The 13,513-nt window shown below is 62.4% G+C and carries 12 protein-coding genes; 4 read left to right on the top strand and 8 right to left on the bottom strand.

Annotation, left to right across the window (positions count from 1 at the left end; translation table 11 throughout):
* Window positions 1–24 precede the first annotated feature (24 nt).
* The 4 genes from NP534_RS21525 to tcyJ form a co-directional block, all read right to left on the bottom strand.
* On the bottom strand, window positions 25–1,266 hold the full coding sequence (locus NP534_RS21525) for an SfnB family sulfur acquisition oxidoreductase (protein ID WP_274100037.1): 1,242 nt from the start codon (window positions 1,264–1,266) through the stop codon (window positions 25–27).
* 265 nt (window positions 1,267–1,531) lie between these two features.
* Complete coding sequence (tcyN, locus tag NP534_RS21520) at window positions 1,532–2,290, bottom strand: L-cystine ABC transporter ATP-binding protein TcyN (RefSeq protein ID WP_186660463.1); 759 nt, start codon at window positions 2,288–2,290, stop codon at window positions 1,532–1,534.
* A gap of 2 nt (window positions 2,291–2,292) precedes the next feature.
* The gene (gene tcyL, locus NP534_RS21515; RefSeq protein ID WP_033703258.1) at window positions 2,293–2,961 is read right to left on the bottom strand and encodes a cystine ABC transporter permease; all 669 of its coding nucleotides are present in this window, start codon (window positions 2,959–2,961) and stop codon (window positions 2,293–2,295) included.
* Window positions 2,958–3,752 (bottom strand): cystine ABC transporter substrate-binding protein, encoded by a 795-nt coding sequence (tcyJ, locus tag NP534_RS21510; protein WP_095064963.1) that lies wholly within the window; start codon window positions 3,750–3,752, stop codon window positions 2,958–2,960. Before tcyJ ends, tcyL begins: the two co-directional genes overlap by 4 nt.
* 271 nt (window positions 3,753–4,023) lie before the next feature.
* Here tcyJ and epsC point away from each other — a divergent pair, with 271 nt between their 5' ends.
* Both epsC and betT read left to right on the top strand, forming a co-directional pair.
* Entirely contained in the window at window positions 4,024–4,956 is a 933-nt protein-coding gene (epsC, locus tag NP534_RS21505; RefSeq protein WP_033703256.1) for a serine O-acetyltransferase EpsC, read from the top strand.
* 332 nt (window positions 4,957–5,288) lie between these two features.
* Complete coding sequence (gene betT, locus NP534_RS21500; protein WP_167334472.1) at window positions 5,289–7,250, top strand: choline transporter BetT; 1,962 nt, start codon at window positions 5,289–5,291, stop codon at window positions 7,248–7,250.
* A 121-nt stretch (window positions 7,251–7,371) separates the two neighbouring features.
* Here the strand turns inward: betT and tauD are convergent, their stop codons facing one another.
* Genes tauD through tauA form a run of 4 tightly spaced genes read right to left on the bottom strand, consistent with a single transcriptional unit; the run spans window position 7,372 to window position 10,858 of the window.
* Window positions 7,372–8,205: a taurine dioxygenase gene (gene tauD / locus NP534_RS21495; protein ID WP_047582898.1), complete on the bottom strand. Its 834-nt coding sequence runs from the start codon at window positions 8,203–8,205 to the stop codon at window positions 7,372–7,374.
* 43 nt (window positions 8,206–8,248) lie between these two features.
* Complete coding sequence (gene tauC, locus NP534_RS21490; RefSeq protein WP_274100036.1) at window positions 8,249–9,088, bottom strand: taurine ABC transporter permease TauC; 840 nt, start codon at window positions 9,086–9,088, stop codon at window positions 8,249–8,251.
* The gene (gene tauB / locus NP534_RS21485) at window positions 9,085–9,873 is read right to left on the bottom strand and encodes a taurine ABC transporter ATP-binding subunit (RefSeq protein WP_274100035.1); all 789 of its coding nucleotides are present in this window, start codon (window positions 9,871–9,873) and stop codon (window positions 9,085–9,087) included. The genes tauC and tauB overlap by 4 nt, the downstream gene beginning before the upstream one ends.
* 13 nt (window positions 9,874–9,886) lie before the next feature.
* Window positions 9,887–10,858, bottom strand: a complete 972-nt coding sequence (gene tauA / locus NP534_RS21480; protein ID WP_274100034.1) for a taurine ABC transporter substrate-binding protein — start codon at window positions 10,856–10,858, stop codon at window positions 9,887–9,889.
* Window positions 10,859–11,372: 514 nt separating this feature from the next.
* Between tauA and NP534_RS21475 the strand changes: the two genes are divergently transcribed.
* Together NP534_RS21475 and NP534_RS21470 are read left to right on the top strand one after the other, a co-directional pair.
* Window positions 11,373–12,701, top strand: a complete 1,329-nt coding sequence (locus tag NP534_RS21475) for an OprD family porin (protein ID WP_033703246.1) — start codon at window positions 11,373–11,375, stop codon at window positions 12,699–12,701.
* Between the two features lie 165 nt (window positions 12,702–12,866).
* The gene (locus NP534_RS21470) at window positions 12,867–13,505 is read left to right on the top strand and encodes a peroxiredoxin (protein WP_274100033.1); all 639 of its coding nucleotides are present in this window, start codon (window positions 12,867–12,869) and stop codon (window positions 13,503–13,505) included.
* Window positions 13,506–13,513: the final 8 nt, after the last annotated feature.

Genomic DNA, 13,513 nt, shown 5'->3' with positions numbered 1-13,513 from the left:
ACAGCAGCCCCCAGGGCCAAAAAATCAGATCCAGGAATGCCGAGCAGGCAGGGTGCCGTTGAGGTGGTAGGCCCCCACCGCGTGGTACTTCCAGCGCACCGGGTCATGCAGGGTGTGCACCCGGGCATTGCGCCAGTGGCGGTCGAGGTTGAACTCGGCAAGGGTGGCGCGGCTGCCGGCCAGCTCGAACAGCTTCTCGCTGGCCTGCAGGCTGATTTCGGTGGTCAACACCTTGGCCTCGGCCACGGCGATCGAAGCGCGGGCCGCAGCGGCTGCGTCCACTGGCGCGGCATTGACCTCATCGAGTACCCGCGCCGCCTTGCGCAGCAGCGCCTCGGCAGCGTGCAGCTCAAGCTTGAGGCGGCCGATATCGGCAATCACATAAGGGTCGTCGCTGGCGCGCTCGACCTTGGCCTCGATCCACGGCCGCGACTTCTCCCGCACAAAGCGGATGGCCTCTTCGATGGCCGCTTCGGCGATGCCGGCGTCGATGGCGGCCTGGATCAACTGCGAGGCTGCCCCCTGGATATTGGGGATGTCACGCTGGCGCCAGTTGTCGATCACCAGCTCCGCGTCCACCGGCACCTGGTCGAGCAGCACGGTGCCGCTGGCAGTGGTGCGTTGGCCGAAACCGGACCAGTCATCGACGATGCGCAGGCCCGGGCTGCCACGGCGGACGAAGGCAAGGCGCTGGCGGCCCTCGTCATCCAGCGCCTTGACCGCCACCCAGTGGGCGAACAGGGCACCAGTGGAGTAGAACTTTTCGCCACTGATGCGGTAGCCGTCGCCCGTGAGTGTGATCTTCGCCTTCAGGGTCAGGGTGTCTTTGGTGCCGCGCTCGGGGCCGGCGTTGCCGATGCGCCAGCCGTCCAGCACGCTGCGGAAGATCACCGCCTGCTGTGCTTCGGTGGCCGTCAGGCGCAGCAACTGCAGCATGCCGAACTGATTCTGCGGGATCTGCCCCAGGGCCGGGTCGGCGGCACTGATCAGGCGGAACACTTCGGCGACGGTTTCGAACGAGACATCAGGGCCGCCGTGGGCCTTGGGTACGCTGATGCTGCCCAGGCCGCTGCGGGTGAACTGCTCGATCTCTGCCCACGGCAGCTTGCGTTGCTGGTCGCGGCGCGCGGCCTGCTCACGGGCCACATCGGCCAGCTCGCGAGCGGCTTGAAGGGCTTCGGCGTCGTTGCGCAGCACCTTGGCTGGCAACAGCAGGGGCGAGCTGTCGAGGTCGCTGTGGAAAAGGGTATTTGGCTGGCTGGACATCAGTACCGCTCCTTGGCTGCACTCAATGCCCTGGCGATACGCACTGGGGTGATTGTGATCCTGACCATTCCTAACCTCACAAAAGTAGATGTGTCGCTTCAGCTGATGGCGACAGACGTTTGCTGGTCCGGTGGTCCGGTGTATATACCCTAATGGCTTATCAAAAGATTATGAACTAACCTTTTGGAATATATATAGAAGTCGAGATGTGCACGGGGTGTGCCGGCCCTATCGCGGGTTCACCCGCGAAGAGGCCGCTGCAGGCTTACTCGGAAGCCGCAGTACCGAGAAACTTGCGCAAGAACTGCCGGGTACGCTCTTCCTTGGGCGCGGCAAACAATGCCTTGGCCTCTCCCTGCTCGACGATCACGCCCTTGTCGAAGAAGATCACCCGGTTCGCCACATCCCGCGCAAAGCTCATCTCGTGGGTGACGATGATCATGGTGCGCTTCTCTTCGGCTAGGCCGCGGATGGTGGCGAGCACTTCACCGACCAACTCGGGGTCGAGCGCCGAGGTGGGTTCGTCGAACAGGATCACCTCAGGCTCCATGGCCAGGGCACGGGCAATGGCTACCCGCTGCTGCTGGCCACCGGACAGGCGCCGGGGGTAGGCGTCTTCCTTGCCCGCCAGGCCGACCTTGGCCAACAGCTTGCGCCCCAGCGCCACGGCTTGGTCGCGGGGCGTCTTCTTGACGATCACCGGCCCCTCGATCACGTTCTCCAGGGCAGTGCGGTGCGGGAACAGGTTGAAGTTCTGGAACACGAACCCGGCCTGCTGACGCAACCGGCGGATCGCACTTTGCTGACCGCCCAGCGGGCGATTGGCATCGATGCTGATGGCGCCGATCTGGATCTGCCCCGCGTCGGGGGTTTCCAGCAGGTTCAGGCAGCGCAGGAAGGTGGTCTTGCCAGAGCCGCTGGGGCCGATGATGGCGACCACTTCGCCCGGCTGCACGGTAAGGTCGATGCCGTTGAGCACGGTCTGGCCCTTGAACTGCTTGGACAGGCCCTTGACTACGATCATGCTCAATGCTCCTGGTCATGCTGGTTGACCCGCGCTTCCATGCGGTTCTGGAAGTGCGCGAGGATACTGCAGAGTATCCAGTAGATAACGGCCACAGCCAGGTACATGGTGAAGACTTCGAAGGTGCGTGCGGTAATCAGCTGGGCCTGGCGGAACAGCTCGGGCACCTGGATGGTCGCCGCCAGGGCGGTGTCCTTGACCAGCGAGATGAAGCTGTTGCCCAACGGCGGCAAGGCTGTGCGCAAAGCCTGCGGCAGGATTGCCCGGCGCATGGCCTGGGTGCGGGTCATGCCAATGCTGGCGGCGGCCTCCCACTGGCCACGGTCGATCGAGGAAATCGCCGCCCGCAGGATTTCGCAGATATAGGCGGCCATGTTCAGCGACAGGCCGATCAGCGAGGCCGGGATCGGGTCGAGTTCGATACCGATCTGCGGCATGCCGAAGTAGATCACGAACAGCTGCACCAGCAGCGGCGTGCCCCGGAAGAACGACACGTAGATGCGTGCCAGCCAGTCCAGCGGCAGGATCTTCGACAGCCGCATCAGGGCCAGGGCAAAGCCCAGCACCAGGCCGAAGAACATGCCGCCGACACTGAGCAGCACCGTATAACCCGCGCCCTTCAGCAGGAAGGGCGTGGAATCGACAACGAGTTGCAGGCTTTCAGCGATCATTTGGTGACATCGGCACCGAAGTATTTTTCCGACAACTTGGCCAGCGTGCCGTCGGCTTTGAGCTTGTCGATGGCCTTGTTGATTGCCGCCAGCAGTTCAGGCTCGCCCTTGCGCAGGGCCACGCCGCTTTCCAGACGCGAGAAGGCGTCACCTGCCAGTTCCGTGTCCTTGGCTTTTTGCGCGTATTCCAACGCGGCCAGGCGGTCGATCAGGATGGCGTCGATGCGGCCGTTGCGCAGGTCGGCGAACTTGCTCGGGTCATCCTCGTAGGTGCGCACGTCCGCTTTCGGCACGTCCTGCTTCACCCATTGTTCGTAGTTGGTGCCCAGGCCCACGCCGACCTTCTTGCCTGCCAGGTCCTGCGCGGTCTTGATGTTCAGCTGCTCGGCCTTCTTCTTCAGGATCAGCGCCTGAATGCCAGAGACGGTGTAGGGCTCGGAGAAGTCGTACTTCTTCTTGCGCTCTTCGGAAATGGTCACCTGGTTGATCACCACATCCAGCCGCTTGGACTCCAGTGCCGCGAGGATGCCATCCCATTTGGTCGGTTGAACTTTAGCCTTGACCCCCAGCTCCTTTGCCAGCAGCTCGGAAAGCTCGACTTCGAAGCCGCTCAGCTTGCCGTTTTCGTCCTGGAAGCTGAAGGGCGGGTAGGTGCCTTCCAGGCCGACGTTGATCACGCCCTTTTCCTGGATGGTCTTCAACTGCTCGCCGGCGAACGCCTGGCTGAGCAGGCCAGCACCCAGCAGGATGGCCAGGCTGGCGTTGAGTAGCGGTTTGGCGAATTTCGACATGTCAGGCCCCGCGCTTGTTGTGGAAGTGGTGGGTGGCGACTATAGAGTTGGCCGCTTAGGCCAGGAAATAATAAAAAATTATCTTATTATTCCTTTTTTGTTTTTCTATCGGTGCAGGTCAGCTTTGAGGGTAGGCCAGGATGCTGGCGCCGTCATCGCGGCTTATGCCCGACTTAGCGCAGGATGGAATAAAGCGTTGTTTTTTCCAAGGGATGGATTTGCCGTAGAGTGGATTGCATAACGACAGATTGGCCCCAGGCAGGAGAACACCGTGAGCGAACAACCAACATCCGCCCATTGGCAGCTGCACAGCATCGTCAGTGGTTTGCGCAGCGCCCGCGAGCAGTGGCGCAGCCGCAATGGCCGCAGCATTGGCGAGCAGGGCGGGCGCGAACTGCCTTCTCGCGAGGCCATGCGGCAAGTCCTCGAACAGTTGTGCGGGGCGCTGTTCCCCATGCGCCTGGGGCCGGTCGACCTGCGTGAAGAGAGCGAGGATTTCTACGTAGGCCACACCCTGGACGCCGCCTTGACCGCGCTGCTGGCCCAGGCCCGCCTGGAACTGCGCTACGCCGCCCGGCAAAGCCAGGGCGACCTGGCGGCCGTCGATGCCCAGGCCCTGCGCCTGATCCAGGCCTTTGCCGCGGCGTTGCCCAACTTGCGCGTGCTGCTCGACACCGACGTGCTGGCCGCTTACCACGGCGACCCGGCGGCGCGCAGTGTTGACGAAGTGCTGCTGTGCTACCCCGGCATTCTGGCGATCATCCATCACCGTTTGGCACACCATCTGTACCAGGCGGGCCTGCCGCTGCTGGCCCGTATCAGTTCGGAGCTGGCGCATTCGGCAACCGGTATCGACATCCACCCCGGGGCGCAGATCGGGCCGAGTTTCTTCATCGACCATGGCACCGGGGTGGTGATCGGCGAGACGGCCATCATCGGCGAGCGCGTGCGTATCTACCAGGCCGTCACCCTGGGCGCCAAACGCTTCCCCAGCGACGAGTCGGGGACGCTGCACAAAGGCCTGCCGCGCCACCCCATCGTCGAGGACGATGTGGTGATCTATGCGGGGGCGACGATCCTGGGGCGCATTACCATCGGCAAGGGTTCGACCATTGGCGGTAACGTGTGGCTGACCCGCAGCGTGCCGGCCGAGAGCAACATTACCCAGGCGAACCTGCAGCTCGATTGCCAGGACAAGAACTGACCTAAGCTATCTACGGTCTTGGCGGTCCCTTTCGCGGGGCAAGCCCGCTCCCACAGGAGCCCCCAATCTCGGGTCTGGTGGGGTACCTGTGGGAGCGGGCTTGCCCCGCGAAAGGGACGGTACAGGCATAAACCGATCAGCACCCCGGTTCGCATCAAATCCCGATCCATGTTTAACTTGAACGCTTGTTCAATGATAAACGCTGGTCCGCTGCCGGTGTTCAACAGGAGGATTCCTTTGCTGAACCCGTTCATTCCGAACCTTTCGTCACTCGACGAGGTGCATGCCCGATGAGTGCACCGAACCCCTCCCTTGCCAATGGCAAGATCCGCATGAACCCCCCGGTGTTCTATTTCGCGGCAAGCTTCATCCTTCTCTTCGGCCTGGTGGTCATCATCAACCCGCAAGCTGCCGGCGACTGGTTGCTGGCGGCGCAGAACTGGGCGGCCAACACGGTCGGCTGGTACTACATGCTGGCGATGACGCTGTACCTGGTCTTCGTGGTGGTCACCGCCTTGTCCGGCTACGGCAAGATCAAGCTCGGTGCCGACCACGACGAACCCGAGTTCAGCTACCTGTCCTGGGCCGGCATGCTGTTTGCCGCCGGCATCAGCATCACGCTGTTCTTCTTCTGCGTGTCCGAACCCCTGACCCACATGCTGCAGCCGCCCCAGGGCGAAGCGGGCACGGCAGAGGCCGGGCGCCAGGCGATGCAGATCCTGTTCCTGCACTGGGGCCTGCACGGCTGGGGTGTGTTTGCCTTCGTCGGCATGGCACTGGCCTACTTCGCCTACCGGCATAACCTGCCACTGGCCCTGCGCTCGGCGCTGTATCCGCTGATCGGCAAACGTATCAACGGGCCGATCGGCTACGCGGTGGACGGCTTCGGCATCATTGCCACGGTGTTTGGCCTGGGCGCCGACATGGGCTTTGGCGTGTTGCACCTGAATGCCGGCCTCGACTACCTGTTCGGTATCAGCCACAGCCAGTGGGTGCAGGTGGCCCTGATCACCTTGATGATGGGTGCGGCGGTGGCCGTGGCGGTCGCCGGGGTGGAGAAGGGCGTGCGGGTGATGAGCGACATCAACCTGTTCCTGGCCTGCGCCCTGCTGCTGTTCGTGCTGTTCGCCGGCCCTACCCAGCACCTGTTCAATACGCTGATCCAGAACCTGGGTGATTACCTCGGCGCCTTGCCACGCAAGAGCTTCGACGTCTATGCCTACGGTGAAAACCGCGACTGGCTTGGCGGCTGGACGGTGTTCTACTGGGCCTGGTGGATTGCCTGGGCGCCCTTCGTGGGCTTGTTCATTGCGCGTATCTCGCGTGGCCGCACCATCCGCGAATTCGTCTTCGGCGTGTTGCTGATCCCCCTGGGCTTCACGCTGGCGTGGATGTCGATCTTCGGCAACAGCGCCCTGGACCAGGTCATCAACCACGGCATGACCGCGCTTGGCCAGTCTGCCCTGGATAACCCGTCGATGAGCCTGTACCTGCTGCTGGAAACGTATCCCTGGAGCAAGGCGGTGATCGCGACGACGGTGTTCATCAGTTTCGTGTTCTTCGTCACTTCGGCCGACTCGGGCACCGTGGTGTTGTCGACCTTGTCGGCCAAGGGCGGTGACCCGGATGAAGACGGGCCTAACTGGTTGCGGATCTTCTGGGGTGCGATGACCGCGCTGATCACCAGCGCACTGCTGTTTGCCGGCAGCATCGATTCGCTGAAGTCGGCGGTGGTGCTGACCTCGCTGCCGTTCTCGCTGATCTTGCTGTGCATGATGTGGGGGCTGCACAAGGCGTTCTACCTGGAGTCCCAGCGGCAGATCGCGCAGATGCATTCGCTGGCCCCGTTCGCCCAGTCACGCCGAGGGCGTGGTGGCTGGCGCCAGCGCCTGAGCCAGGCGGTGCACTTTCCGTCGCGTGATGAGGTGTACCGCTTCATGGACGACGTGGTGCGCCCGGCGATTGCCGATGTGCGTGAAGTGTTCGAGCAGAAGGGTTTGGTGCTGATTACCCAGGACGACCCGAGCCATGACAACGTCAGCCTGAAGATCGGCCATGGTGAAGAGCAACCATTCATCTACCAGGTGCAGATGCGTGGCTATTTCACGCCGTCGTTTGCATTGGGTGGGTTGGGTACGCAGGAGTTGAAAAACCGCCGCTATTACCGGGCGGAGGTGCACCTGAGCGAAGGCAGCCAGAACTACGACCTGGTGGGCTACAGCAAGGAGCAGATCATCAACGACATCCTCGACCAGTACGAGCGGCACATGCAGTACCTGCACCTGGTCCGCTAGACCCCAAGGGCCGCTCCCACAGATTCCGCACAATGCCTGAGAGCAGCGGGGTACTTGTGGGAGCGGCAGTGCGGCGATCCGACTTGCCCCGCGAAGAGGCCGGTGCAGGCCCCATCAATTTTCAGAACGGCGCATCCCCCAGGATCGTCGCCCGGTGCATCACCCGCCGCTCAGGCCGGTAATCATCCACCGCAAAATGCTGGGTCACGCGGTTGTCCCAGAACGCCACATCATTTTCCTGCCAGCGCCAGCGAATGCTGAACTCCGGCCGTGTCGCATGGGCGAACAGCAGCTTGAGCAACGCTTCGCTTTCATACTCGTTCAACTCGTTGATGCGCGTGGTGAACCCCTCGTTGACGAACAGCGCCTTGCGCCCGCTCACCGGGTGGGTGCGTATCACCGGGTGCGACAGCGGCGGGTTGTTGCGCCGTGTCGCCTCCCAGCGCGCCAGGTCTTCGGGCGTTGTGCCAAACCGTTCGAGCGGGAATGACTTGGTGAAGTCGTGGGTAGCGGTGAGCCCGTCGAGCATCGCGCGCAGCGGCGCCGACAAGGCTTCCAGCGCGGCAATACCACTGGCCCACAGGGTGTCGCCGCCATACGCCGGCAACTGCTTGGCGCTGAGCACTGCGCCCAGGGCCGGGGTTGGCAGGAAGGTCACGTCGGTGTGCCATACCGCATTGTCGCGCACGTCGGTGACCGCCGTGTCGAGTACCAGCACCTGCGGGGTTTCGGGCACGTTGGGGTAGATCGGGTGGATGTGCAGGTCGCCAAAGCGGGCAGCGAAGCTGGCCTGCTGCTCCGGGTTGAGCGGTTGCTCGCGGAAAAACAGCACCTGATGCTTGAGCAACGCCTGTTCGATGGCATCGCGCTGCTCGGCGGTGATAGCGCGGCTGATGTCCACGCCGCTGATCTGCGCGCCGAGCGCCGGGCTGAGAGGGGTGATGGTCAGGCTCATGTCGGTCTCGATCTGTTCTATGGGCGCCGAAATGCCGGCGTGGTCAGTGGCTTTGCCCGTGCCAGGGCACCAGTTTGCGTTGCAGGGCGCGCAGGCTCATCTCCAGGGCAAAGGCGATCAGGGCGATCAGCAGAATGCCCAGCACCACCACGTCGGTGACCAGAAACTGCGCCGCCGACTGCACCATGAAGCCCAGGCCGCTGGTGGCGGCGATCAGTTCTGCGGCCACCAGGGTCGACCAGCCCACGCCCAGGCCGATACGGATGCCGGTGAGGATGTCGGGCAAGGCGCTGGGCAGGATCACGTGGCGGATCAACTGCGCCTTGCTGGCGCCCAGCGACTGCGCAGCGCGCAGCTTGGTCGGGTCGACAGTGCGCACGCCGGTAGCGGTAGCGATGGCGATCGGAGCGAAGATCGCCAGGTAGATCAGCAGCACTTTCGAGAGCTCGCCAATGCCGCACCAGATGACGATGAGCGGCAGATAAGCCAGCGGCGGAATAGGGCGGTAGAACTCGATCAGCGGGTCGAGAATGCCCCGTGCCACGCGGTTGTAACCGATGGCGATACCGACCGGAATGGCGGTCAGGGTCGCGGCCACCAGGGCCAGGCCGATGCGGCCCAGGCTAGCGCCCAGGTGCTGCCACAGGCTGGCATCCATGTAGCCTTGGGTCAGCAGGGTCCAGGCCCTGGCCAGGATGTCGCCGGGCGAGGGCAGGAACAGCGGCTCGATCCAGCCGGCTGCCGTCACCAGCCACCAGACCAGCAGCAGGCTGGCCAGGGTCAGGGTGCTGATCCAGCGGGTGGAAAGCGGGCGGCGTGTCTTTTCGGCAGGCCGGGGTTGGGTGTCGCGCTTGCCGTTGACCGGCAGATCCAGGCTGCTCATGCGCGCTCCTGCAGGCTTTGGCGTTGGGAGAAGACCCGCGCCAGCACATGCTCGCGGGTTTCGATGAAGCGTGGGTCGGACTTGATCGCCCGGGCTGACTCGCCAGCGGCATAGCGCTGGCCGAAGTCCAGTTGCAGGCGCTCGACCACACGGCCGGGGTTGGGCGCCAGCAACACCAGCTCGCTGGCGAGGAACACGGCTTCTTCGATGTCGTGAGTAATCAGGAACACCGGCTTGGCGGTGCGCTGCCAAACCTGCAGCAGCAGCTCTTGCATCTGCTCGCGGGTGAACGCGTCGAGTGCGCCGAACGGTTCGTCCATCAGCAGTACCCGTGGGTCGGCTGCCAGCGCGCGGGCAAGGCCCACACGCTGCTTCTGGCCACCGGACAATTGCCAGATGCGCCGCTCGGCAAACCCTTCCAGGTCGACCAGGGTCAGCATCTCGCGGGCCTTGGCTTCACGTTGCGCGCGCGGCACGCCGGCCAGCTCAAGGCCGAAGGCGACGTTGCCCAGCACGTTCTGCCAGGGCAGCAAGGCGTCGTCCTGGAACACCACGCCGCGTTCGGCGCCTGGGCCTTTGACCGGTACGCCGTCCAGGCTGATGCGCCCGCCGCTGGGGGCCACGAAGCCGGCGATCAGGTTGAGCAGCGAAGTCTTGCCGCTGCCGGACGGCCCCAAGGCCACCAGCAGTTGGCGTGGCCCCAGGCTCAGGTTGATGTCGGCCAGCACCGGGGTGCTGGCGCCGGGGTACTGTGCGCTGATGCGCTCCAGTTCAAGCAAGGCCATGGCTGGCTCCGGGTCAATTAGGCAGGAACTTGGCGCTGACGTACGGCGAGTAGTCCGGCAGCACGGCGTCGACCTTGCCTTGCTGCTTGAGGAAGGTAGCCGTGTCGGTCAGTGCCTTGGTGGTTGGCGCACCCAGGGCGTTGGCCTGGTCTGCAGCCAAGGGGTAGACGTTGCCTTCCAGCAGTACCGGGATATCGCTGGCCTTGGCGCCGGACAGCTTGACCAGCTTGGCCACGTTGTCTTTGTCGGCCAGCCAGGCTTGCGGGTCTTTGCGGTAGTCGGCGTAGGCGTCGAGGGTGACCTTGGCGAAGGCCTTGACCACGTCGGGGTGCTTGTCGGCGAAGTCCTTGCGCACGATCCAGGCGTCGAAGGTAGGTGCGCCTTTGGCGGCCAGTTCACCTGAGGTGATCAGCACTTTGCCGTTTTCCTTGGCCACGCCAAGGGCTGGGTCCCAGACGTAGGTGGCGTCGATGTCGCCGCGCTTCCAGGCCGCAATGATGGCCGGTGGTGCGAGGTTGAGGATCTGCACCTTGGCGGGGTCGATGTTCCACGCCTTGAGCGCCGCCAGCAGGCTGTAGTGGCCGGTGGAGACGAAGGGCACTGCGACTTTCTTGCCGATCAGGTCTTGTGGCGTCTTAATGGTGTCGCGCGCCACCAGCGCTTCGCCAGCACCAATCTGGGTGGCGATCAGGAAGGTTTCGACCGGCAGCTTGCGGGTGGCTGCGGCGGCCAGGGGGCTGGAGCCGAGGTAGCCGATTTGCACGTCGCCGCTGGCCACCGCGGTGATCACATCGGCGCCGTTGTCGAATTTGCGCCAGTCGATGCTGGCCTTGCTGGCTTTTTCGTAGTCGCCATCGACCTGGGCCACTTTGGCCGGGTCGACGGTGGTCTGGTAAGCCACGGTCAGGTCGGCAGCCTGGGCCAACCAGCTGGTGCTGGCGAGAGTCAGGGCGGCGAACAGGCGCAGCGGAGCGTGCGGGATCATGGTGAACCTCTCGTCAGGCAATCGATGTGATGGATGGCGAGAAGACTAGATGATCTAAGAAATCGAAAATAAATAACTTTTTAGAATTAGCTTAGGAGCCAATTGCTGTAAGGCAGGAGCGGCAAGAGCAGGGAATCGCCGGCGGCCTGTCTCAATGGCGAAAACCGAGAGGGCTGCTAGGCTCTTTGCCCCTTAGACCGGGATGGAATTAGGTTATGAGCAAACGTTTGCAAATAACTGAAAGTTATGAGTGATGCACCTGACTACAACAAATGGCAGTAAAGGTTCCTAAGATATTCCGGAATAATCTTAGAAATTCATAAAACGGTCATTTTGGATTTATAGGATTGTCATTATCCTGTAGCGCAGGTGGCCTTAGACCAAAGTCGCGAAACGTTTAGAAATGATTGACTTCATGGTCACGCTTTGGGACTAAATCGCCAATCCACGGTGAGCAGGGCAGCAGACCCCGCCGCCAGAGATACACAAGAATTAGAACGTAGAGGAGCAAAACATGTACAAGTCCAGCCTGGCTCTGGCCGTGGCACTGGGGGTTCTCGCCCAACAAGCAGGCGCTGCCGGTTTCGTTGAAGACAGCAAACTGTCGCTCAGCTCGCGCACCATGTACTTCAACAACGACAACCGTGACGGCGGTGCTGACAACCGCGAGTCTGGTCAGGGCTTCAAGCTCGACTACCTGTCCGGTTTCACCGAAGGCACCGTTGGTTTCGGCGTCGATGTCCAGGCCCTGTGGGGTATTCACCTGGATGGCGGCCGCGGCAAGCACCCTGACAACAGCAGCTTCTTCCCCAGCGATACCGACGGCTCTGCTGTGAGCCAGTGGGCGCGCGTGGGCGGTAACGCCAAGGCTCGCTTCTCCAAGACCGAGGTTCATTACGGTAGCGCCCTGGCGCCGAACCTGCCGATCCTGGTGGCCAACGATGGTCGTCTGCTGCCGCAGACCTTCGAGGGTGGCACCATCCAGTCGAAGGAAATCGACAACCTGACCGTCAACGCCGGTCAGCTGACCCACGCCATGGGCCGTGCTTCGAGCAACCGTACCGGCCTGTCCGTGGCGGGCGCTACCCAGGACAGCAACAAGTTCCGCTACGGCGGCCTGGACTACAAGCTCACTCCAGACCTGACCCTGCAGTACTACTACTCGAACCTGGAAGACTTCTACAAGCAGCACTTCCTGGGCGCGACCCACGTGTTCAAGATCGCTGACGACCAGTCGTTCAAGACCGACCTGCGCTACTTCGACAGCAGCAGCGACGGCAAGAACGGTGAAGCCGGCTACCGCTTCAGCAACAACGGCGGTTATGCCAAGAACGCTGGCGAGGTCGACAACAAGACCTGGACCGCCATGTTCACCTACACCCTGGGTGGCCATGCGTTGATGCTGGGCCACCAGCGCGTCAATGACGACGGTGGCTTCGTCTGGCTGAACCAAGGCAACGTGGTTGACGGCAATGGCCGCAACGAAGGCGCCGGTGGTTCGAGCTTCTACCTGTTCACCGACAGCATGATCAACCAGTTCGCCAAGGCCGGTGAAAACACCACCTTCGGTCAGTACTCGTATGACTTCGCGCGTCTGGGCGTGCCAGGCCTGAAAGCCTCGGTCTCCTACCTGAAAGGTGAAGACGGCAAGAACGCCAACGGCAACGGTACCTTCAGCGAATGGGAACGTGACGCCCGCGTCGACTACGTCATCCAGGAAGGCACCTTCAAGGGCCTGGGCGCCAGCCTGCGTCACGGTGTCTACCGTGGTACCGGCACCAGCTCCCTGGCTGACCAGGATCAGACCCGTCTGATCTTCAACTACACTTACAACTTCCTGTAAGCCGTAGCTGAACAAGGAGCCTCGCCTAGTGCGAGGCTTTTTTGTGCCTGCAATTTCGTATGCTATTAGGTTATAAATAAATCAGTATTTATTCTTTTTATTTTTAACCGAATGCAGGCACATTGAACTTCACAAGGCCAGAACACAGCACAGGAGCCGCACCCCATGAGCCTCAAACTCGGCGATATCGCCCCCGATTTCGAACAGGATTCCAGTGAAGGCAAGATCCGTTTCCATGAGTGGCTCGGCAACAGTTGGGGTGTGCTGTTCTCCCACCCGGCCGACTTCACCCCGGTGTGCACCACCGAGCTGGGCCTGACCGCCAAGCTCAAGGACGATTTCGCCAAGCGTGGGGTCAAGGCCATCGCGCTGTCGGTGGACCCGGTCGATTCGCACCACAAGTGGATCGATGACATCAACGAGACCCAGAACACCGTGGTCAACTTCCCGATCATCGCCGACGCCGACCGCAAGGTTTCCGACCTGTACGATTTGATCCACCCGAATGCGAACGACACCCTGACCGTGCGCTCGCTGTTCGTCATCGACCCGAACAAGAAGGTGCGCCTGACCATTACCTACCCGGCCAGTACCGGGCGCAACTTCAACGAAATCTTGCGGGTGATCGACTCGCTGCAGCTGACCGACAACTACAAGGTCGCCACGCCAGGTAACTGGCAGGACGGTGACGACGTGGTGATCGTGCCTTCGCTCAAAGACGAGGAAGAGATCAAGCAGCGCTTCCCCAAAGGGTATCGAGCGGTGAAGCCCTATCTGCGCCTGACGCCGCAGCCTAATCGTTAAAGGATCCT

Origin of the sequence: Pseudomonas sp. 39004, assembly GCF_028682155.1 — a bacterium.
Classification (GTDB): domain Bacteria; phylum Pseudomonadota; class Gammaproteobacteria; order Pseudomonadales; family Pseudomonadaceae; genus Aquipseudomonas; species Aquipseudomonas capeferrum.
The sequence above is the reverse complement of the archived record's forward strand: the minus strand, read 5'-3'. Positions and strand labels throughout refer to the sequence as shown.